The sequence below is a fragment of the Streptomyces sp. NPDC017943 genome, assembly GCF_044328425.1.
Classification (GTDB): Bacteria; Actinomycetota; Actinomycetes; order Streptomycetales; family Streptomycetaceae; genus Streptomyces; species Streptomyces djakartensis_A.
Map to the genome: position 1 here is coordinate 733,201 of NZ_JBIRHH010000001.1, position 20,854 is coordinate 754,054.

Sequence of the window (20,854 nt, forward strand, 5' to 3'; positions counted from 1 at the left end):
GCGGGCCGAGAACCGGCCCTCCGCCTCTTCGTCCGTGCTGTGACCGCACGATCGGGCTGGTGCAAAGGGCCTCCCGGGCGGACGGCCCCGTGCCGTCCGCTGAGATCCGACACCCGTGGTTCGGGCGTCGACCTGACTGGGTTATGCCCTCGAACGAGCGTCGCCATGCCACGGCATATGACGGCGCAGCGGTGAACTCCGCGTGACGTCCCTCCGTCGCGGGGTACCCGGTACCGCTGCGACCTGCGGCTCAGCCGCCGTAGCGCCGGTGCCGGGCCGCGTAGTCGCGCATGGCGCGCAGGAAGTCGACCTTGCGGAAGGCAGGCCAGAACACGTCACAGAAGTAGTACTCGGAGTGCGCCGTCTGCCAGAGCATGAATCCGGACAGCCGCTGCTCACCGCTGGTGCGGATGACGAGGTCGGGGTCGGGCTGGTCGCCGGTGTAGAGGTGACGCCCGATCATCTCGATGTCGACGGCCTCGGCGAGCTGCTCCATCGAGGTGCCCTTGTCCTGGGCGTCGAGCAGCATCGAGCGGACGGCGTCGGCGATCTCCTGCCGGCCGCCGTAGCCGATGGCCACGTTGACCACTATCCCCTTGACGTGGGCGGTGGCCTCCTCGGCCTCCTTGAGGACCGTCTGCATGCCGGAGGGCAGCAGGTCGGGCGTGCCCACGTGGTGCACGCGCCAGCGGCCGTCGGCGGCCAGGGTGCGCACGACGTCCTCGATGATCCCGAGGAGCGGGACGAGTTCCTCCTGCGGCCGGTCGAAGTTGTCCGTGGACAGCAGCCAGAGGGTGACGACCTCGACGTCGGTCTCGGAGCACCAGCCGAGGAACTCCTCGATCTTCCCGGCTCCGGCCCGGTGACCGTCGACGGTGCTGGAACCGGCGGCCTTCGCCCAGCGCCGGTTGCCGTCCATGATGACGCCGATGTGCTTGGGCACCTGAGCGTGGTCCAGGTGGCCTTCCACCCGGCGTGCGTACAGCCTGACCAGCAGGCCGCGCAGCTTGTCGCGCAGGTTCACGTGATCGTCAGCCCCTCCGTGCGGATCGGACGGGCCGCTGCGTGCGGCCCGGTCGAGGCCGCGGGCGTCCCCGCCCATGCGGCAATCCCCGGGGGCGAAGCCTACCCCCGGTACGGCTGCCGGCGGCCAACGGGTGCGGAAGGAACGGTTCCGGCCGCTGCTTCGAGCCGCTGCACGGAGGAAAAAAACGGGCCGGTCCGTGGGGGGGAGACGGACCGGCCCGAGGGGGGGTTTCCACCATAACCCTTTGTAAGTGATGCCGCGTGCATCGGCGTGCCACAACTACTCTCCGGAGCCGTGCGGCGACGCGGCGGTGCCCGCGGAGGGTGACGTTCCGGGGTCGCTTCCGGCCGGGAACCGGCCTGTACGCAGGGGAAACGCGGCACGCGGGGGTTAGATCCGGCGGATCGGGGCCCTCCCCGGGCCTTTTCGGGCCACCCGCCCGGGGGTCCCCCCGTCGGGTGAACCGGCCATGGACACCGGCTTGACCCGGGCCGCAGTACCGGGGAGCGGCGGCGACGGTCCGCCGCGAGGTCCGGGCACCGCGCAGCCCCCTCCACTGCGCGGTACCGCCCCGCGCAGCTTTGCTCACGCGAATCACCTTGGTCCGAACCTACGGGAAGGGGCGACACGGAGGCGAGCCACAGGCGATAACGATGTGAAAACCCTCGCCGGGTGGGAGAGGAGTGACCTGGCCCCCGGGGCGGACGTGCACACCGCCGGTGGGCATCTAGGACACGCTCTGTCCTCCTCACTCCTTAGCGTGGCTCCATGACGACGAACAGGACGCTCACGTGGGACGCGGTGGGCGCGCGGCGGGCGGAGCGGCAGTTCCTGGCCGGTGCGGCGACGCCGGACGTGCCGGCCGCCGAGGTGGTCCGTGCGATGCGGGGCGCTCATGCCCAGGTGCAGTCCGCGGCCGAGCTGTCGGTGGGGCTGCGGATGACGCCCGGGGTGACGCGGACGCAGGTGCGGACCGCGCTCCTGGACGACCGGTCGCTGGTCAGGACGTACGGTCCGCGCGGGACGGTCCATCTGCTTCCCGCCGGTGAACTCCCCCTCTGGTCGGCGGTCCTGACCGCGGTGCCTGCGGGGTCGAACCCCTTCCCGCCCGGGGTGCGGCTCACCGAGGAGCAGACCGGCCAGGTGGTGGCGGCGATCGGTGAGGCGCTCGACGGCCGGTGCCTGACGCTCGACGAGCTGGGCGAGGAGGTCGTCGCGCGTACCGGGCCGTGGGCGGGCGACCGGGTGATGCCCGCGTTCCAGGATCTGTGGCCGCGCTGGCGGCAGGCGATGCACCGGGCGGGCTGGGCGGGCGCCCTGTGCTTCGGCCCCGACCGCGGCCGCAAGGCGACGTACACCCGCCCGCCGAGGACGGGCGGGGGGACCCCGGTCCCGAAGGACGCACTGCCCGCCTTCGTCCAGCGCCAGCTGCGCGCCTACGGCCCGCTGACCGCTGCGCAGTTCGCGCGGTGGCTGGCCGCGCCGCCGGGCTGGGCCGCGGCCCTGTTCGCCGAACTGGCCGCCGCGGGCCGGATCGAGGAGGTCGACTTCGAGGGGAGCCCGGCCTGGGTGGCGGCCGGGGACACCGAGTTCCCCGGCGGGCCCGCGCGCGGGGTGCGGTTGCTGCCCTACTTCGACGCGTTCGTCGTCGCGGGGCAGCCCCGCGAGCGGCTGTTCCCCGGGGCGGCGTACCGGCGGGCCCTGGCCGGGGGTCAGGCGGGCAACTTCCCCGTGCTGCTGGTGGACGGGGTGGTCGCCGGGGTGTGGCACCAGCGCCGCCGGGGCCGCCGTACGACCGTCACGGTCGAGGTGCTGCGCTCCCTGACGGCGCGGCAGGAACGGGAGCTGGGCGAGCAGGCCGAGCGGGTCGGCGAGGTGCTCGAGGCCGCCGCGGAACTGGTCCTCGGCGAGGTGACCGTCGGGCCCCACGCGTGATCAGGCGGCGGCTCCTCGACCTCCGGGCTTGCGGGCGTCGAAGAGGTGCCGGGTGCTGTGGGCGACGAAGGGCCCGTCGGCCAGGATCCGCGCGTGCAACGCCCTCAGCTGCGGTTCGTACGCCTCGACGGTGAAACCGGGGACCATCCACACCACCTTGCGCAGGAAGTGGACCACCGCCCCGATGTCGTGGAACTCCATGCGCAGCCGCTCCGCCCGCAGCTCGGCGACCTCGAGTCCGGCGGCCTCCGCGGCGGCCCGCTCGTGGTCGGGCCTGCGGCCGTCGCGCACCTCCTGCGGCTGCGGCCCCAGGAAGTACTCGACGAGCTCGAAGACGCTGGCCGGCCCCACGTGCTGGGCGAAGTACGTGCCCCCGGGGCTCAGCACCCGGGCGATCTCCTCCCACCGCGGGCGGACGGGGTGCCGGCTCAGCACCAGGTCGAAGGCGCCGTCGGCGAAGGGCAGCGGGTCGTCCTCGGCAGCGGCGACGACGGCGACGCCGCGCGGGCGCAGCAGGGCCGTGGCCCGGGCCACGTTGGGGGCCCAGCCCTCCGTGGCGACGGCGAGCGGCGGCCGCCTCCCGGCCCGGGCGAGCGCGAAGTCCAGCACCTCGCCGCCGCCGGTCTGCACGTCGAGCACGGCCTGCGCGCGGCCCAGCCGTCCGGCCGCCGACACCGCGTACCCCCAGGAGGGCCGCGCCTCCGTCGCCCGGCCCTCGAACCAGGAGAAGTCCCACCCGTCGGTCGGGGCGGCGACGGCCTCGTCGACGAGCTCTTCGAAGGTGGGGGGTGCCGGGGATGTCATGGGGGGATGGTGCCAGGCCGCCGGGGGCCGGTGCCCGTTGTTTTCCGCGGCTCTCCCCCTCGGTCCTCCCCGGCCTGTCAGTCCTCACCGGCCTCTCGGGCCTCTTCGAGGACGAGCAGGACGTGCTCGTCCTCGCCGTGGTGGACGGTGCCGGTGCGGCGGAAGCCGTGCTTCTCCAGGAGCCGCACGGAGCCGGTGTTGCCCAGGTAAGGGTCGGCGTACAGCGGGCGGTTGGTCTCCCGCTCCAGGAAGAGGGCCAGGGCACGGGTGCCGATGCCGCGCCCCCAGTACGCCCGCCCCAGCCAGTACCCGAGGAAACGGCGGTCCTCCTCCCACCAGGCGACGATGTTGCCGGCCACCTCGCCGGCCACGGTCACCGTCTGCACCAGGTTCGTGTCGTCCCCGAGGACCCTGGTCCTCCAGTGCCGCAGGAACGCCTCGCGCGGCCGGGGCGTGAACCGCGACCGGCGCGCCGCTTCCTCGTCGTGCTCGTACGACAAGAAGAATTCCAGGTCGGCGTCCACCACGTCGCGCAGGCGGACGTCGTCGTCCGTGAGGTCATCGCTCATGGCGGGAGTGTGGCAGCAGCCACTGACAACGGCCGGTGACGCGGGTCGTGAGGCGAGCGGTGGCCGGCCCTCACCGCACCAGGGCACGCACCTCCTGCGCGGCGAAACGGACGAACGCCTCCGGGTCGGTCTCGTCGGCCGTCGGTTGCAGGACGACGGTGTCGGCCCCCGCCTCGGCCAGCCGCTCGACGGCCGCCGCCACCGCCTTGGCGTCTCCCGCGACACCCAGGCCGGGCACGGACGCCACGCCCTCGGCGGCCAGTTCGGCGCGGAGCCGGTCGTCCGCGCCGGGCCCGGTGGCGGTGAGGAGGTTGACGACGACCCGGTGCGGCCCGGCCGCCCGCCCGGCCGCCGCCCGTCCTTCCGCGACGAGCCGCAGGGCCTCCCGGACGCCGTCGGCGTTCGTGTGGGCCGTGAGGATGGTCCCGTCGGCGGCCTCACCGGTGAGCCGCAGCGACTTGGGGCCGGTGGCACCGGCGAGCACGCCCCCGCTCGCGCGGCCCTCCGGCGGCCAGTCGAGGGCGACGCCGTCGAGCCGGACGTACCGCCCGTGCGTCGTCAGGCGCTCCCCGTCCAGGAGGGCGCGGAGCGCGAGCAGGTACTCCCGCAGCAACGTCACCGGCGATTCGGCGCGGGCGCCCACCTGCCCCATCCAGTCCTGCACGCCGTGCCCGACGCCGGCCATCGCCCGTCCCGGGAACATGCGGTGCAACGAGGCGATCTCCATGGCGGTCAGGGCCACGTTCCGCAACGGCACGGGCAGCAGGCCGACTCCGACCCGCACGCGCTCGGTCCAGGCGAGGGCCGCGGCGGCGGTGGAGATCCCGCCCTCCATGAAGCAGTCCTCCCACAGCCAGAGTTCCTCGAGCCCGGCGCTCTCCGCGGCGTCGCAGACGGAGCGCAGCCGCTCCGGGGCCAGTTGGGGACGGAAGACGGCACCGAGTGTGGTCATGCGGAGCTTCCTACCCGCCCCCGCGACCGCTCAACAAGGCACTGCGGTCCGCCGCTCCGCTCACTGGGCCCGTGGGCCCATGTGGCGCCGGGCGGCCGGGGATACCTTCGGGCGGGAAGGACGGCGCAGGGGCGTCGGGAAGACGCCGGAGCGGAACCGAGGGTCTGAGGGGCGGCACGGATGGGACGGCGTTGGCGCGACGGGCACGGGGAACTGATCGTGCACGGGATCGAAAACGGGGACGGGGACGGGGTCGCGGAGGGGGGCCGGGCGGAGGCCGCGCGGATCCCCCTGGAGATCGCGACGTCGTACCGGGCACGCACGAAGGGGCTGCTGGGGCGGGACGCGGTCGCCGGAGCCCTGCTGCTCTCCCCCGCCAACAGCGTGCACACCTTCCGGATGCGCATGCCGATCGACGTCGCCTACCTCGACCGGCACCTGCGCGTCCTCGCCGTGCGCACCATGCGGCCGGGGCGGCTGGGCCTGCCACGGCCGGCGGCACGGCATGTGGTGGAGGCGGCTGCCGGGGTGATGGCCGGGTGGGGGCTGTGCCAGGGGGCCCGGGTGGAGGTCGTGGCCGACGCGGGTTAGTCCCCCGCGGGTCCGCGCCGCCGCCCGCTCATCGCCACGGCGTCCGGTGGGGCAGGCGGTACCACCACCAGCCGGCCCGCTCGCCCTGTTCCTCGTCGACCGCCGCGGTCGCCTCCGTCCCGGTGGTGAACCCCTCGTCCAGCGCCGCCACCGCCACCCGGAGACCACCGGCGTGCGTCTCGTCCAGCTCGCCGATGTGCCGCTCGAGCGCGTCACGGGCCCGGAGGTCACGGCGGAACAGGTCCTCCCGGTACCTCCCGGAGGGCGCCCAGCCGGAGTGCAGCCGGCGGACCAGGCGCTCCCACACGCGCAGGTCGTAGCGGACGTGGGCCTCGACGCCGTCGGTTGCGCCCTCCGGGAGGGTGGCGAGGAAGGCGTCGGAGACGGGGGTGCCGATCGGCTCGCGGTCGAGGATCTCCGGGAGGACCTCCACCCGTGCGGCGGGGAGGTCCGGGACCTCCTCCTCCACCGCCTCCACCCGGTAGGCCGTGTCGTCGGGGCCCGCGTCGACCGGTTCGAGGCGGCATCTGACCGTGCGGCCGTCCGGCACGGCCGCCCAGTAGGCGCTCGGCAGGTCGAGGTCCGCGGGGTGCAGCACGGAGCTGCCCGTCGCGGCCGCGAGGCGGAGGGCCAGTTCCCCCTCCGTCAGTCCGGCGGCGGTGTCGTCCCGCACCGTGACGTCCAGTTCGAGGGCGAGGTCACCGGGCGGCAGCAGGCGCCGGGTGCACAGCACGGGGGCGTCCCAGTCGCGTCCTTCCTGGTCGCCGTCGGCGTCGGCGGCGTCGACGGCCGCGGGCGGGACCCGCAGCAGCCGGGCGAGGGCGCGGCGCAGGTCGTCCGGCGTCAGCGGCGCGACGGTGAAGAGGTTCGCGATCACCGGTACGTCCCGTCGTACACGGCCTTGGCCTTCTCGACCTTCTCCGGATTGCCCACGAACTTCGGGTCGCGCCGCAGTTGCTGCGACGCGCCGACGTCGCCCTTGTTGCGCGCGATCTCCTTCAGCGCCGCGTACTCGATGCGGTCCATCTGCACCAGGCCCGGGCCCGACTTCGGGAAGACCGTTCCGTTGCCCTCGACCTCGTACGCACGGCCGTTGATCTCGTAGGTGTTGCCGTCGGCCGACAGGGTGGCGCGGCCGTTCGCGATTCCCTCGATGTCGGCTCGGACGAGGTCCTCGTTGCCCCTGAGGATCACCGTGTTGCGCTCCTTCACCTGTCCGCCGGACGCTCCGCTGACAGTGTGGCGCTTGTTCGGGAACTTCAGGACCTTGCCGCGCGCCGGGCCGGGGATGTCGTCCCCGGCCTGCCAGGCGTCGGCCGGCCTGGTGCTCCGCTCGGCTTCGTCTGCGGCCCGGTCCGCCTCGTTCGCCTGCTTGCGGGCCTCCTGGGCCTGCTGCCTGGCCTCCTCGTCGCAGCCGTCCTCCGCGAGGACGACGTGGGCGCCACCGGCCCGGGCGGCGGCCAGGACCGTGGTGCCGGTGCCGGGGCCGCCGCCGAACGGGGCCCTGCGGGGCGGGGCGGCGATGGGGCAGCCCGACTCCCGGGCCCTGCGTTCGGCTTCGTCCGCCGCTTCGTCGGCCTCCTTCGCCGCCCTGCGCGCGCCCGCCGCGTCACCGGCGCCGGCGGCCTTCCGGGCGTCCTCGGCCGCGCCGACGGCCTTGTCGGTGAGCTTTCCCAGGTCACCCAGTTTCCCGAGCTTGCCCAGCTTGCCGGCCTTGCCGGCGACTTTGGCCTCGCCGTAGCCGGGGATGAAGAGGGAGCCCACGTTCCAGATGACCGTGGTGACGGCGCGGGTCTCGTTGCCCTGGTTCCACTGGTCGCGGACGTCGTCCCCGACGAACATGTCGTCGAGGATCCTCCCGCCCGAGTTCACGGTCGCGCCGCCCCAGTCGGTGAGCGCGTCGAGGTGGTCGCCCGCCGCCCACTTGTCGGCGGCGTCCCCGCTGTCCTGCGACCACTGGTCGGCGATGACGCCGCCGTAGTCCTTCAGGCCCTCCAGGGAGTCGAGCGGGTGGGTGACGGTGTCCCACATGCCTTCGAGCTCACCGCCGATGCCGTCGACGACGAGTCCTTCGCCGACCTGCTTCAGCTGGTCGCCGGCACACCCGAAGAAGGCCCCGGCGCCGGAGAAGCAGCCCTCGTCGTCCTTCTCGCCGCCCGCGGAGCCGCCGTCGGCGGGGCGGGTGGCGGCGTTCTCTTCGCCCGGGGCCTGTCCACCGCCGGCTTCGGGGGCCGTCCCGCCGTCGGGATGGGGGGCCGTCCCGCCGTGTTCGTCGCCGCCCGCCCTGCCGTGTGCGGTCGCGGTGTCCGTACCGCCGCCGCGTGATGAGCCCGCCGGGCAGGCGGTTCCGGTGACCTTGCAGACGGCCGCCTGCAGGCCGCCGTGGATCTGCGGGCCCAGGCCGCTGACGAGGAGGGCCGTGACGACCGCGGCGACCACCGCGACGAGACCGGCGTACTCCACCGCCGTCTGGCCCTCGTCCCGGCGCCAGCAAATCATCCGGGGCAGGGAGAAGGGCCGTCGTTCCGCGCGCCGGTTCTCCGGGAGCCGGTACCAGGCGCGGCTGTCCGGCCGGGTGAGGAAGTACAGGACCAGGACGGGCAGGAAGAGCTGGGTGAAGCCCCGGGGCGAGCCCTGGGTGATGCTCGTCGCCGCGCCGACGAGCAGCCAGAGCTGTACGGCCATGAGGGCGGCGCGGGTTCTGCTCCCGCCCTGCCAAGTGCGGCGGGCCAGCCACCAGCCGAGGACGCCGGGGGCCGCCGCGTAGGCGGTGAGGGCCAGGAGGCGGACGTCGACGGCGTCGTACGAGGCCGCGGTGAGGAGCAGGCCGAGGCCGCCGGCCAGGGTGATCGCGAAGAGCGTGTGGAGGAGGACCAGGGCGGCCGCGAGGGCGGGTGGCATCGGCTGCCGGCCGCCGCCGGGCAGGTGTCCGGACGGCTGCCCGGCGGCTTCCGGCACGGGCTCCCTCGGTCCGCCGATCCAGGCCATCGCCGCCGCCCCCTCCCTGGTTCAGGACATGACCGAGGCTAGGGAGGGAGCGGCGGAGCGGGATGGGCCCGTGGCCCCAATTCGGGGCCCAAGGGGCGCCCTCTCAGCTCTCCGAGCGGGGGAAGGAGACCTCGACCCTGCGGTTCTTCTTGCGCCCCGACTCCGTGGAGTTGTCGGCGATCGGGTACTGCTCGCCGTAGCCGCGTACCTCGTACGTGACGCCGGCGCTGGTCAGTTCCTGGTCCAGGACGTTCTGCACGGCGTCGGCGCGCTTGCGGGACAGGACGTCGCCGTGGGCGGAGGAACCGAGGTTGTCAGTGAAGCCGAAGACGCGGATCTTCGTGGCGTTCTGGGTCTTGATCTCCTCGGCGATCGCGGAGATCCGGGCCTTGGCGGGAGCGCTGAGCTTCGCACTGTCCTTGCCGAAGAGAACCTCGGCCTGGAGGGCGAACTTGACGTCGGAGTTGGTGTCCTCCCGACGTTCGTCACCGCTCTGGTCCTCGACGACCTGCTTGATGTCGAGCACCTTGGGCTCGGCGAGGGTGGCGCCTTCGGGAAGCTTGAGATCGGGATCGGCGGGGTCGACCTCCACCGGGGCGGAGGCGGTGGCCTCCGTGCCGGGCGGGACGCCGGGCGTCTCGTCGGCGTGGGCCGAGACGGCACCGTAGACGTTCGTGGCGACCATGAGGGAAGCGGCGGTGAGGACCAGGGCGAGACGTGGCGTCGCCGGCCGGCTGCGCGTGGGGGTCATGGCGGTCCTCACCCGGAGATCTTGATGGAGCCACTGGAGAAGGTGGGGAGTTGCAGTGCGACGTCCGTCGTACCGGTCGGCGGGGAGGGGAACTGCATGAACACCGGGAGCGTCTGGCCGGCGGCGAGAGTGGTCAACCCTGTCGTCGTCAGAGGCCGCCCGTCCGTGTCCCGCAGGACGTAATAGCGCTTCTTCCCCTTCGAGTCCACCAAGGTGGCGCCTCCGAGCGATTGCCCGTGCTTGATGACCTCGGTCTCGTCACCACTCGTCTGCGCGGGGATGGCGACGGACTCGTCCCCGTCGTTCTTCAGGTTGCCGCTCACCGTCACGAACCCACCGGCGTCGCGTCGAGCGGAAGTGACCTGCAGCAGCAACCCGTCCGTGCCCTTGAGTTCGGCCAGTGGCGTCTGCTTGTCACCCTCCTGAGCACTCGGCTTGGATCCGCTGTTTCCGGGGGCCGAGGCCGACGGACTCGACTTGTCATCGTTGTCGCCACCACCGCTGCAGCCGGCCGCACCGAGGGCCAGTCCGGCCGCAACGGTCAGCGCGACCATCCCCCTGCGGGCCTTCGCGGTGAACCGAATGCTCATCTCTCTGCTTCCCTCATCACTCGTCATTCGCTTACGGGTTGGCCAGATGGACATCGAAGAGGTCTTCGGGCTTCGGGAGGATCTCAGGGGGGTCACCCGGCTTCAGGTCCCACCCTCTGTCTCCGCACAGGAGGCGGGGCAGCGCGTCCTCGGCGGCATCTGCGGCAGGCGGCTTGAAGTCACATCGGGGCTCGATCACCGCAGTGGCGGACGCATCCGACCGACGCCCCGCCGTACCGGGGACTATGGATTCCCCGACGTCCTTGTTGGTCTCGACGTCCACGGTGAACGCGAGCAGACCCTCCTCGGCGCAAGCGAGCACGCGAGCGTCGTTCGACGCGGCCAGCTGATGCGCACGCGAGCAGGGGTCGCCCATCGTCTCGGCGTCACCGTCGAAGATGTCGCGCCACTTCGTCCAGTCGAACGCATCCCTCAGCCACGCGCCCGCCAGTTGGTCCCGCTTGTCCTGCGCGGCCGCGAGGGCCGCGGCATCCGCAGCCGTCTGGGCGCCGTTCCTGTTCGCCGCAGCCTGGCCGACCGCGAAATACGCGAACGCGAGAAAGAGCAGGCCCCCCACCACCGTGATGTAGATGGGGAAGGCCTGCCCTGCGTCACCGTAGCGGCGCGCTCGGATCAAGGAGCGACCTTGGCGATCTGTGCCTGGATCTTGGTGAGAATGGTCTGACCGATGTTCGTGCCCGTGATCGCCAGCACGATGGCCACCACCACCGCGATGATGCCCAGGTACTCGACCGCCGTCTGGCCCTTGTCGCCGGCGCGGCGCTGCATCGCCTCGACCGTCGTGTTCTTCCAGCCGTTCACGCGGACCTTGGTCGCGACGGCGGTCTTCAGCATCAGGTCGCTCATGGTGTTCCCCTCCGGTTTCGGCTGTGCCGCTTTCGGCACGAGGAACGTACGGCCGGACGGGCTCTCGGCCGCAGGGCCCCTGGGCCCAATTCCGGGCCCAATCGCTCGGGCCCACCCCGGTCTTCCTCACCCATGCCGTCACCGGAGGTCACCCCCGTCCCCGCTGCGCATCCGGCGCCGTGCCGATCCACTTCGCCGCAGCCTCGGCACGGCTCGTGCTGTGGAGCTTGGCGAAGATGCGGTTGATGTGGTTCTTGACGGTCTTCTCGCTGATGAAGCACGTGGCGGCGATCTGCTGGTTGTTCATCCCGGACGCGATGAGGTCCATGATCTCCGCCTCCCTCGCACTCAGCTGGAACCGCGACCTGTCGACAGCAGCCGGGTGGCCACTCGACCATCCAGACGACGACTGTCCCACACGCGGTTGCATGTGCGAAAGGTTTTCCGGCGAAACGACCGGATGGGAAGCAGGCTCTGCCTCGAAACCTCCTGCATGAGCAGCCTGTTGAGTGTGACTATGCGAATGCCCGTCTGGCGAAACTCCGTATGCAGTCGCACTCCCCGACTGACCCAGACCCTCGGGGAGCGGTACAGTCGGCGGCTGCTGGGTCCGGCGGAGCTGGGTGAGCAGGGCGCCTGCCGCCGTGGGCGTGAAGTGGGGCCTGCCCTCCCTGATGTCCCGTACCGCCTGGACCAGTTGGTCGGCCGTGAACTCCCCGTGGACCAGGTAGCCGCCCGCCCCCCGCCGCAGGGCCTCCTGGACGATCTCCGACTCCCTGCTGTAGGTCAGCATCACGACCGGGGCGATGCCCACCAGGTACGGGAGGGCCGAGATGCCGTCCACGCCGGGCATGCGGACGTCGAGGAGGACCACGTCCGGGCGGTGCTGCCGGGCCGCCTCGTAGGCCTGGCCGCCGTCGGCCGCCTCGGCCACCACCTCGATGTCCTCGCGACCGGAGAGCAGGGCGGTGAGGCCCGCGCGCACCACGGGGTTGTCGTCGGCGACGACGACCCGGAGGGGGCGGGCCGGTGGCGCCGGTTGCGGGCAACCGGCGAAGGGGGTCTGCGGGGGCGGCGGCTGGAACGCGCCGGGGAGGTGGGGCGGCTGGTCCGGCATCGGTGCCTCCTCTCGGGTCGTGGGGGTCACGCCGTGGGGGTCGTCAGGGCTGCCAGGGGGAGTTCCAGGCGGACTTCCGTGCCCCGGGGGTGGGCACCACGGCCGATGCGGATGCGGGCGCCGACCGACGCCGCCCGCTCGACCATGCCGACCAGGCCGAAGTGCCCGGCCCGGCGCAGCTGTTCGAGGGTGGTGCCCGGCGGGAGCCCCCGGCCGTCGTCGTGGACGCTGATGCGGAGCAGCCCGGCGTGGACGCCCGCGCAGACGTCCACCCGGGTCGGCTCCGCGTGGCGATGGGCGTTCTCCATGGCCTCCGAGGCGATGGTGAGCAGTTGCCGGGCGACCGCGGGCGGAACCGGCGGTACGGCGTGGTCGCCGATGGGCCGGTACACGGCGGGCAGGCCCGTCCGGGCGCTGAAGTCACGGGTGCGGGCGGCCAGTTCGACGAGCACGTCGGTCGCCTGGGACGGGTCGGACTCGCGACGCAGGTCGGCCAGGAGTTCGCGGGACTCCGCGGCGGCCCGGCGGGCCGAACGGGCGACCAGCGCGGCCTGCTGCCGGACCAGGGCCGGATCCATGCGCTCGGCGCCCGCCGAACCCGTCAGACCGTCCGCCGCGAGGGCCACGCCGTGCAGGGTCTTGGCGACCGAGTCGTGCATCTCACGGGCCAGGCGGGCTCGTTCGGCACTCACCGCCTCCGTGACGGCGAGCCGCGCCTGGACCGTCGTGAGGGCCTGGGTGGCGGCGCCGAAGCGGAGCATCAGGTTGCGGAGGCTGGAGCCGACGGCTCCCGCGATCACGCAGAGGCCGGGCAGGAGGGCGGTCTCGGCGATGCCGGGTGCCGGATCCTCCTGGGCCGCGTGGATGAGGAGCAGCAGGAGCGCCTGGAGCGAGGCGAACACGGCCGCACCCCGCCAGCCGTAGACCAGGCCGGCCAGCAGCGGGGTGCAGACGCTGACGTAGGCGAGGGTGCTGGTGGGGCCCGCCGCGATGAGGAGCAGGGCGCCGAACAGGGTGTCCGCCGCGAGGAGCGTGGGGTGCCGCAGGAGGAGGGGGCCGAAGCGCTCCCAGTCCCGGAAGAGCACGTAGGAGGTCATGAAGGTGACGACCACGGCGGCGCCGACCAGGCGGGTGGGGAGGCCGTCGTGGGCGTTGACCAGGGCCGTGGGCGTGGCCAGGGCGATCATGGCGAGCCGGAAGCCGAAGACCTGCCGGCACAGGGCCTGGAGGGCGTTGACCTGGATGTCGATGGCCGGACCGGCGGGGGCCGGGGCGTCGACCTGGGTGGTGTCCCCCGGCGACCGGTCCGGGCGGCGGCCGGGCGCCTCGGGCGCTGCCCCGGGCGCGGGCGCGGGTGCCTGAGCCGGTGGAGGGGATGACGGGACCGAAGGGGCCGGTGCCGGAGCGGCGGCACGCACCGGCGCCCGGCCCGCCCCCCGAGTGCCCACGGCGCCCTCCGGGCCCGGCCCCGGGCCCTGAGTGGCGCTCCCCGCACCCCCCGTCGCCACCGGCCGCCCGCGACCACCGCCACCACCACCGCCCGCGCCCGCGCCCGCGATCCGCAGCGTCGGTTCGCCGCCCACCGCGCCCGCCGCCTCCCAGCCCGGGGGCAGGGCCGGGGTCACCGAGGTGACCGGGACGTCGGGGGCGCCGGTGCGGACGTGGGCCGGGAGGACCGTGCCGGCCGGTGGCGTGGTGATCTCGGGGTTGCGGTCCACGCGGCGGCGACGACGCAGCAGACCGTGGCGTTCCCCTGTCATCGACATGCTGTCGCCTCCTCCCCTGCTTCCCCGTCTACTTCCCCGTCACCGAGCCGAAGTCCGTGCCCGAGCCGAGGATCAGGCCCGCGCCCAGCAGCAGCATGGTGGCCGGGACCATGAAGGTCGTGATCATCATCGTGGCCTTGGGCACGGCCCGGGCCGCCTTGCGGCGGGCGTTCTGGGCGTCGGTGCGGCGCATGTCCTTGGCGAGGGCCACCAGCGTGTCGACGATCGGAGCGCCCAGTTCCTCGCCCTGCTGAAGGGCCGTGACGAACATGGCGACCTGCTCGGAGTCGTTGCGGCGGCGCAGTTCCGCGAAGGCCTGGCGGCGGCTCATGCCGAGGTCCATCTGGCGCAGGGTGATGCGCAGTTCGTCGGCCCAGGGTCCCTCGTACTTGGCGGCGACCCGGTCCAGTGCCTGGCGGAAGCCGAGGCCCGCGCTCACCACGACGGCGAGGACGTCCAGGAAGTCCGGCAGGGTGCGTTCGATGACGTCCTTGCGGACGCGGATGGCCGACCAGATGCCGACCTCCGTCCAGAACGCCCCGAACGCCAGCAGCAGCAGCGCGACCAGCAGCTGGCCGCGCAGGAGGAACACCAGGAAGCCGACACCGCCCAGGGCGCCGTAGACCGCCCGGCGGGCCGCGTAGCGGTCGATCGTCAGGCCGCCGGGGTTGCCCGCGAGGTCGATCTTCCGCCGGTACCTGGCCACCTGCTTGGGGCCCATCAGGCGGAGCACGGCGGGCGCGTAGCGCATGCCCATGCGGTCGACGAGGGAGTCGACCGCCCCGGTGCGGGTGGAGCCGACCTCCAGGGCGAGGGCGAGGTCGCCGGGGAGTTTGGCCTCGGCCCGGTACATGCGGATCCCGGCGAAGATCCCCCAGACGCCGAGGCCCGTCAGCAGGGCGAGCAGCAGTCCCATGGTTGCCTCCTGGCTCTCAGACGTCGATGCGGGACAGGCGGCGGATGAGGACGAAGCCGACGGCGTACAGCGAGAAGGCGATGATGACCGCCGCCTGGCCGAACGCGGAGCCGGTCATGCGGTCCAGGGCACCGTCCTTCACCCCGTTCATGAGGAAGAGCGAGCCGACGCCGAGGACGGGCACCGCGTACGACGTCATGTTGACCTGGGAGAGCTGGGTGCGGACCTCGCGCCGGGTCTCCTTGCGTTCCTCCAGCGTCTCGGTGAGGTTGCGCAGGGCGCTGACCACCTGCCCGCCCGCCCGGTTGGACAGCACCAGGGTGGTGACCAGGACGACCAGTTCGCGCGAGGGGAGGCGGTCGGCGAGTTCGTCCAGGGCGTCGTCCAGGGACGCGCCGACCGCGAGCTGCGCGGCGACCTTGCCGAGTTCCTCGCCCGCCGGGGCCTCCATCTCCTCCGCGGCCATGCCGATCGCCGTGCGCAGGGCGAGGCCCGCCTGGGTGGCGTTGGCGAGGATCCGGGCCATCTCGGGGAGCTGGTTGATGAACCGCTCGATGCGTTTCTGGCGTTGCCAGTTGAGGAACTGGACGGCGACGCCGATGCCGAGGAGCCCCGCCAGCGGCCCGAAGAACGGGGCCAGGGCCGCCTGGCCGATGAGCCACAGGCCGGCGACCGTGGCGAGCATGGAGACGAAGAACTCGCCCGGTGTGACGTCCAGGCCGGTCGCCGCCAGGCGCAGTTCCAGCTTCTTGCCGAGCCGGGTGCGCCGCAGCCGACGGTCGATCCCGCGGAAGTTGCGACGCCGGCCGGTCACGGGGATCCGGCCGGTGGCGGAGAGGCGGTCGACGAGCGCCTGCCGCTGGGCCTTTCCGGTGGCGTACGCGTGCAGGCCGACGACCGCGAGGACGCACGTCAGCAGGGTGACGCCGGTGGTGAGCGTGATGAGCGTGTGCAGTTCCATCGGTCGGTCCTACCTGGCTTCTCGGGTGGCGAGTTCGTCCGCGGAGCGGGCGATGCCGAACGCCTGGGGAAGGGGCTGGCCCGCCATGTAGAGGCGGTCCGCGGTGCGGCGCGGGAGGGCGAAGTACTCGAACGCGCCGTGGATGCGGCCGTCGGCCGTCATCGGCTGCGCGTGGAAGCGGGCGACCGTGACCAGGCGGTACGGGTCGCTGCCGTGGCTGTCCATCAGCGCGATCTCGGTGATGCGGCGGGCGCCGTCGGCGAACCGGGTGAGCTGCACGATGACGTCGACCGCGCTGTTGATCTGGTCGTGCAGCGCGACGAAGGGGATCTCCACGTCCGACATGGACGCCAGGGTCTGCAACCGCATCAGCGCGTCCTCGGCGCTGTTGGCGTGGACGGTGGCGAGGGAGCCGTCGTGGCCGGTGGACATCGCCTGGAGCATGTCCAGGGACTCGCCGCCGCGGACCTCACCGACCACGATCCGGTCGGGACGCATGCGCAGGGAGTTGCGGACGAGGTCGCGGATGGTGACCTGGCCCTTGCCCTCCACGTTCGGGGGCCGGGACTCCAGGCGGATCACGTGGGGCTGCTGGAGCTGGAGTTCGGCGGAGTCCTCGATGGTGATGATGCGTTCGCCCTCGGGGATCAGGCCGGACAGGGCGTTGAGCAGGGTCGTCTTGCCGGTGCCCGTCGCGCCCGAGACGATGATGTTGAACTTCGCCTGCACCAGGCCCGCGAGCAGGTACAGCATGTGCTCGTCCAGCGAGCCGAGGCCGATCAGCTCCTGAAGGGTGAAGGAGCGCGGGAAGCGGCGGATGGTGAGGGTGGCGCCGGTCAGGGACAGCGGCGGGATGATGACGTTGACGCGCTCCCCGGAGGGCAGCCGGGCGTCGACCATCGGGTTGGACTCGTCCACGCGGCGGTTGACGGTGGACACGATCCGCTCGATCGTCTGCATGAGCTGGTCGTTGGAGGCGAAGCGCAGGGGCAGTTGCTCGACCCGGCCGCCGCGCTCCACGAAGATCGCGTCCGGGCCGTTGACCATGATCTCGGTGATGGAGGCGTCCTCCAGCAGCGGCTCCAGGATGCCGAGGCCCAGGGCCTCGTCGACCACCCTGCGGATCAGCTGCGAGCGCTCCACCGTCGACAGGACCGGGCCCTCGCGGCTGATGATGTGCCCCAGCACCCGCTCCAGCCGGGCCCTGCGCTCGGCGGCGGCCAGCGAACTCATCTCCGCGAGGTCGATCTCCTCCAGGAGCTTGGCCCGGTAGGAGGCGACCATGTGGCCGTCCTCGCCCCGGTTGCCGTTCTCCTCGGGGGTGTTGATGCGTGCTCGCAGGCTCATGAGTGCGGTGCTCCTGGTTCGTCGTTCAGTGGTCGAGCGGCATCGTGGCGCGCTTGACGGCCGGATCGAACTCCCAGCCCGGCACGAGGGACGGGATCTGCACGGTGGCGGTGACGGTGACCTCGTCCGCGCCCTGCGAGGGGGAGCAGCTCGTCCGGCCGGCCAGCCAGCTGCTCACCGCCGCCCGGCAGTCCGCCTCCGCCGGGCCGCCCAGCGAGGCGCTGCGCGCCCCCGCCCGGGCCGCCGTGCCGGCCTGCTGGGCCGTGTACGCGATCAGGCCGAGCTGCACGGCCGCCAGGGCGACGATCAGCAGGATCGGCAGGAAGCCGAGGTACTCGATGGCGACTTGGCCGCGGTCGCGGCGCTCGGGGTCACGGGGCACCTGTCTCCTCCTCCACCGCTCCGGCGTGTCCGCGGATCCGGATCGGGACGGACAGCGCGCCCGGGAAGAGCACCGGGACGTCCAGGGCCACGTCGGCCGTGACGTACCCGGAGCCGCCGCAGCCGACCTCCGCTCCGGAGCGCCACGCCTCCGACAGGTGCCTGAGCCCGGCCTCCTGGCAGGCGGCGGTGCGCGCGCCGCCCGGTGCCGCCGCCGTCCCCGCGCGCACCGCCTCGTCCGCGGCGTTCCCCGCGAGGACGAAGGTGTAGCCCACGAGGACGGCCTGCCACAGCGCGATCAGCGTCACGATGATCGTCGGCGTCATGCCCAGGAACTCGATCGTCACCTGGCCCTCGTCGTCCCGCTTCCGTAAGGCCACGCTCATCCCTCCCTGCGCCGCTTGAAGCTCACCGCGCCCCGGTCGCCGCCCCGCAGTCCCCGGCCCGTCTTCTGGGCGCCGTCCGGGACCTTGACCAGGCCCAGTTCCCCGGCCAGGCCCCACAGGGCCTGTTTGACCGAGCTCTTGCTCTCCAGTTCGTGGATGCGGCCCGCGTCCACGACGCCCTGGAGTTCCTTGAAGTTCGCGGGGACCGCCGTGGCCGCGACGGTGGTGCCGGTGATCTTCTGGATCAGCTGGGGCTGGATCTCCGTGTGGCGGGAGTGCCGGTTGACGACGACGGTCGTCTCCTCGGCCTTGCGGATCTGCAGCCGGTCCCACATCCGCACCGCCCGCTTGGCCCCCCGTACGGCCACCACGTCCGGCGTGGTGACGAGCAGCGCCCGGTCGGCCATCTCCACGGCGGCCGCGCCCGCCCCGCCGAGCTGGGCTCCGCAGTCGATGACGACGACCTCGTAGCGGGAGCGCAGGGCGCTGACGATCTGGCGGGCGGAGCGGTCGGTGACGTCCTCGCCGCGTTCGCCCTCGGCCGGGGCGAGCAGCAGGACGAGGCCGGTGTCGTGGCGGAAGACCGCGTCGGCCAGGACGCGCGGGGAGATGTCGTTGATGGCGGCGAGGTCGACGACCGAGCGGCGGAACTGGACGTCGAGGTAGGAGGCGACGTCGCCGGTCTGGAGGTCCATGTCGACCAGGGCGGTGCTGCGGCCGGAGGCCTGGGCGGCCAGGGCCAGCTGGATGGCGGTGAGGGTGGTCCCGACACCGCCCTTGGCGCCGCTGACGGTGACGACGGTGCCGCCCACGCCGGTGAAGACGTCGCCGCCGGACCCGAGGTGGCGCCGCACGCCGGTGGACCACTGGGCGACGGCCTGGACGCGGCTGGCGAGTTCCTCGTAGCTGAGGGGCAGCGCGACCAGCCCGCGGGCGCCGTAGTCCATGGCGGCCTGGAAGAGGCCGGGGCTCGCGTCGGAGGTGACGAGGATGACACCGACGGCCGGGAAGCGCAGGGCCACTTCGCGGATCAGCTCCAGCGCGGGGACCGGTCCGATGCGCTCGTGCACGACGACGACCTCGGGCAGCTCGTCGACGGACTCGGCCGCCAGGCGGGCCAGGGTGTCGACGAGCTGGGTGGAGTCGACCACCGGGGCGACCGGTTCGGCGTCCGGGAGCTGGCTGAGCAGCGTCGTGAGGGACCGGACGGCGTCCGCGTCGCCGACTGCCGGGAGGATCCTCGTGGGCATGCGCGGTCACTTGTCCTTCGCGAGTTCGTACGTCCGGTCCTGCTCGGGGACGGTGGTGTCGCTGCCGGGCGCGACGAGGGCGAGGCGCACGCGCTTGGCGAACGACTCGGCGTAGGTGATGCGCTGGGCGTCCCGGGCGGACAGCGCGAAGGTGATCGGGACGGCGTCGGTGGGCTGCTGGGTGCGGCTGCCCTCGTCGGGCTTCAGCGCGGTCAGTTCGCCGACGTCGAGGACCTCGGCATCGGTGACGATGATCTTCGACTGGTCGGGGTCGCCCTCGCGCTGCCCCTCGAAGGTGGCGTAGACGTTGACCGAGGCGCCGGGCGTGATCTTGCCCGCGACGCCGGTCGCCGCGTCGATCATGATGGCGACCTCCTGCTGCCCGGGGCGGAGGGCCGGCCGGCGGACGATCATGTCGGACTGGAGCAGGGAGCCCGCGCGCAGCGTCGTGACGGCGATCTTGCCCTGTATCTCGCGCAGATCGGTGACCGCGTTGTCCGAGAGCCACCGCTCGGGCATCTCGATCTTCTCGAACTGGCCCGTGGCAAGGGTGGTGTAGGGCGGCACGTCGGACTTGAGCCGGTAGGCGGTGACCTCGGGCCCGACCTTGGACTCGACGTCGCTGATGACGGACAGCACGCCGGTGAAGGCGCCCAGGGCGCAGACGACCGACAGGAGCAGGAGAATCACGCCGCGGCGCTGACGGGAGTTCATGAACCGTACAACCTCGTTGGGGATATCGGTCGAGCGGGATCGGAGCAGTGCTGACGAGCGGGGTCAGGGCTCACCCGACGGCCGTTCGGCTCTCGAGCTGTCTCGGGGGCGGGCTGTCGTGGACGGGCGGGGTGGCCGAGCAGAAGACGCAGCGGTCTCCGATGACGTCGATGCCGCACCAGTGGCAGCGGCTGCGCCGTACGGAGGTGACGAGCTGGTAGAGCACGGACAGGTCGGGCAGGTAGCTGCAGAACTCGATCAGCTTGCCGGTGCCCCACCAGGTGGGTGACTCGGCCGGGAGCGGCACCTCGCGCAGCCCCTGCACCTTCCAGGAGGGCGCGAGGGTGGCGCTGACCCAGTCGGACGGGAGCTGCCCCTTGGCGACGAGCATCCAGGTGCCGAACTCGGGCCCCGGCAGGGCGGCTTCGGGGGTGATGCGCACCAGGTGGGGCTCGGGGTGGGCGAGGACGCCGAACTGGCTGCCGGGCACCCAGGACTTGGCGTGCGACTTCAGGCCGACGGGGACCCGGTCGAGCCGGGTGACGGAGTTGAGCAGCGCCCCGGCGTGGACGTAGTGCACCAGCAGCCGCCCGGCCGAGGCGAGCACACCGGGGCTGAGGTCGCAGGACGCGAGCTGGCGCAACTGGCGGGCCAGGACGGCCAGTCCGAGCGGAGGCAGGTCCGGCTGGAACACGGCGACGCGGTCGGTCTCCATGAGCGCGCGCAGGGTGTGCAGCCGGCGCCGCACGGCGGTGGGCGCGGCCGGCGAGCAGACCACGATCACGTGCCCGTGGTGCTCGACCAGGGCCTGGAGATCGGTGAGGGCCTCCTCCAGGGGCCGTGCGGCCACGTCCCGGAGCACGGCGGCGGGCAGGGTGCGGTCGTCCTGTGGCGGCAGCGCCATGTCGGCGCTGGTCACGGCAATGGCAGTTGGCACGCGCA

22 protein-coding genes are annotated in these 20,854 nt (G+C 72.9%); 2 read left to right on the forward strand and 20 right to left on the reverse strand.

Translation table 11 applies throughout. The features are described 5' to 3' along the window. Positions 1-250: 250 nt before the first annotated feature. Positions 251-1,024, reverse strand: coding sequence for an isoprenyl transferase (locus tag ACH4C6_RS03195; protein ID WP_398107117.1), 774 nt, complete (start codon positions 1,022-1,024; stop codon positions 251-253). Between the two features lie 771 nt (positions 1,025-1,795). On the opposite strand from ACH4C6_RS03195, the gene ACH4C6_RS03200 reads away from it, so the two are divergent. Then, entirely contained in the window at positions 1,796-2,962 is a 1,167-nt protein-coding gene (locus tag ACH4C6_RS03200) for a winged helix DNA-binding domain-containing protein (RefSeq protein WP_398106786.1), read from the forward strand. Here the strand turns inward: ACH4C6_RS03200 and ACH4C6_RS03205 are convergent, their stop codons facing one another. From ACH4C6_RS03205 to ACH4C6_RS03215, 3 genes are all read right to left on the reverse strand, one after another. After that, the gene (locus ACH4C6_RS03205; protein ID WP_398106787.1) at positions 2,963-3,766 is read right to left on the reverse strand and encodes a class I SAM-dependent methyltransferase; all 804 of its coding nucleotides are present in this window, start codon (positions 3,764-3,766) and stop codon (positions 2,963-2,965) included. It abuts the gene before it with no gap. 77 nt (positions 3,767-3,843) lie between these two features. Beyond that, the gene (locus ACH4C6_RS03210; protein ID WP_398106788.1) at positions 3,844-4,335 is read right to left on the reverse strand and encodes a GNAT family N-acetyltransferase; all 492 of its coding nucleotides are present in this window, start codon (positions 4,333-4,335) and stop codon (positions 3,844-3,846) included. A gap of 70 nt (positions 4,336-4,405) precedes the next feature. Then, complete coding sequence (locus tag ACH4C6_RS03215) at positions 4,406-5,287, reverse strand: LLM class flavin-dependent oxidoreductase (protein ID WP_398106789.1); 882 nt, start codon at positions 5,285-5,287, stop codon at positions 4,406-4,408. A gap of 180 nt (positions 5,288-5,467) precedes the next feature. Here ACH4C6_RS03215 and ACH4C6_RS03220 point away from each other — a divergent pair, with 180 nt between their 5' ends. Beyond that, positions 5,468-5,878, forward strand: a complete 411-nt coding sequence (locus ACH4C6_RS03220) for a DUF192 domain-containing protein (RefSeq protein WP_398106790.1) — start codon at positions 5,468-5,470, stop codon at positions 5,876-5,878. Between the two features lie 28 nt (positions 5,879-5,906). Here ACH4C6_RS03220 and ACH4C6_RS03225 read toward each other — a convergent pair whose 3' ends face one another. From ACH4C6_RS03225 to ACH4C6_RS03300, 16 genes are all read right to left on the reverse strand, one after another. Next, the gene (locus ACH4C6_RS03225) at positions 5,907-6,755 is read right to left on the reverse strand and encodes a hypothetical protein (RefSeq protein WP_398106791.1); all 849 of its coding nucleotides are present in this window, start codon (positions 6,753-6,755) and stop codon (positions 5,907-5,909) included. After that, positions 6,752-8,836: a hypothetical protein gene (locus ACH4C6_RS03230; RefSeq protein WP_398106792.1), complete on the reverse strand. Its 2,085-nt coding sequence runs from the start codon at positions 8,834-8,836 to the stop codon at positions 6,752-6,754. Before ACH4C6_RS03230 ends, ACH4C6_RS03225 begins: the two co-directional genes overlap by 4 nt. Positions 8,837-8,969: 133 nt before the next feature. Next, positions 8,970-9,617 carry an OmpA family protein gene (locus ACH4C6_RS03235; RefSeq protein ID WP_398106793.1) on the reverse strand — a complete coding sequence of 216 codons (648 nt, stop codon included), beginning with the start codon at positions 9,615-9,617 and terminating at the stop codon, positions 8,970-8,972. A gap of 8 nt (positions 9,618-9,625) precedes the next feature. Continuing rightward, positions 9,626-10,207 carry a hypothetical protein gene (locus ACH4C6_RS03240; RefSeq protein ID WP_398106794.1) on the reverse strand — a complete coding sequence of 194 codons (582 nt, stop codon included), beginning with the start codon at positions 10,205-10,207 and terminating at the stop codon, positions 9,626-9,628. Between the two features lie 31 nt (positions 10,208-10,238). Further along, positions 10,239-10,844 (reverse strand): pilus assembly protein TadG-related protein, encoded by a 606-nt coding sequence (locus tag ACH4C6_RS03245; protein WP_398106795.1) that lies wholly within the window; start codon positions 10,842-10,844, stop codon positions 10,239-10,241. Beyond that, positions 10,841-11,074: a hypothetical protein gene (locus ACH4C6_RS03250; protein ID WP_190195693.1), complete on the reverse strand. Its 234-nt coding sequence runs from the start codon at positions 11,072-11,074 to the stop codon at positions 10,841-10,843. Before ACH4C6_RS03250 ends, ACH4C6_RS03245 begins: the two co-directional genes overlap by 4 nt. Before the next feature lie 148 nt (positions 11,075-11,222). Continuing rightward, positions 11,223-12,191 (reverse strand): response regulator, encoded by a 969-nt coding sequence (locus ACH4C6_RS03255; protein WP_398106796.1) that lies wholly within the window; start codon positions 12,189-12,191, stop codon positions 11,223-11,225. A 26-nt stretch (positions 12,192-12,217) separates the two neighbouring features. After that, on the reverse strand, positions 12,218-13,957 hold the full coding sequence (locus ACH4C6_RS03260) for a sensor histidine kinase (RefSeq protein ID WP_398106797.1): 1,740 nt from the start codon (positions 13,955-13,957) through the stop codon (positions 12,218-12,220). Positions 13,958-13,985: 28 nt separating this feature from the next. Then, a complete protein-coding gene (locus ACH4C6_RS03265) occupies positions 13,986-14,873 on the reverse strand; it encodes a DUF5936 domain-containing protein (RefSeq protein WP_398106798.1) in 888 nt (295 codons plus the stop codon). A gap of 16 nt (positions 14,874-14,889) precedes the next feature. Then, complete coding sequence (locus ACH4C6_RS03270; protein ID WP_398106799.1) at positions 14,890-15,834, reverse strand: type II secretion system F family protein; 945 nt, start codon at positions 15,832-15,834, stop codon at positions 14,890-14,892. Positions 15,835-15,843: 9 nt separating this feature from the next. Beyond that, positions 15,844-17,181 carry a CpaF family protein gene (locus ACH4C6_RS03275; RefSeq protein ID WP_398106800.1) on the reverse strand — a complete coding sequence of 446 codons (1,338 nt, stop codon included), beginning with the start codon at positions 17,179-17,181 and terminating at the stop codon, positions 15,844-15,846. Positions 17,182-17,206: 25 nt separating this feature from the next. Next, on the reverse strand, positions 17,207-17,563 hold the full coding sequence (locus ACH4C6_RS03280) for a TadE/TadG family type IV pilus assembly protein (RefSeq protein ID WP_398106801.1): 357 nt from the start codon (positions 17,561-17,563) through the stop codon (positions 17,207-17,209). Next, entirely contained in the window at positions 17,553-17,948 is a 396-nt protein-coding gene (locus ACH4C6_RS03285) for a pilus assembly protein (RefSeq protein WP_398106802.1), read from the reverse strand. Before ACH4C6_RS03285 ends, ACH4C6_RS03280 begins: the two co-directional genes overlap by 11 nt. Next, positions 17,945-19,198 (reverse strand): CpaE family protein, encoded by a 1,254-nt coding sequence (locus ACH4C6_RS03290; RefSeq protein ID WP_398106803.1) that lies wholly within the window; start codon positions 19,196-19,198, stop codon positions 17,945-17,947. Before ACH4C6_RS03290 ends, ACH4C6_RS03285 begins: the two co-directional genes overlap by 4 nt. A gap of 6 nt (positions 19,199-19,204) precedes the next feature. Next, the gene (gene cpaB, locus ACH4C6_RS03295) at positions 19,205-19,912 is read right to left on the reverse strand and encodes a Flp pilus assembly protein CpaB (protein WP_398106804.1); all 708 of its coding nucleotides are present in this window, start codon (positions 19,910-19,912) and stop codon (positions 19,205-19,207) included. 70 nt (positions 19,913-19,982) lie between these two features. Beyond that, positions 19,983-20,816 carry a hypothetical protein gene (locus ACH4C6_RS03300; protein ID WP_398107118.1) on the reverse strand — a complete coding sequence of 278 codons (834 nt, stop codon included), beginning with the start codon at positions 20,814-20,816 and terminating at the stop codon, positions 19,983-19,985. Between the last annotated feature and the right edge of the window lie 38 nt (positions 20,817-20,854).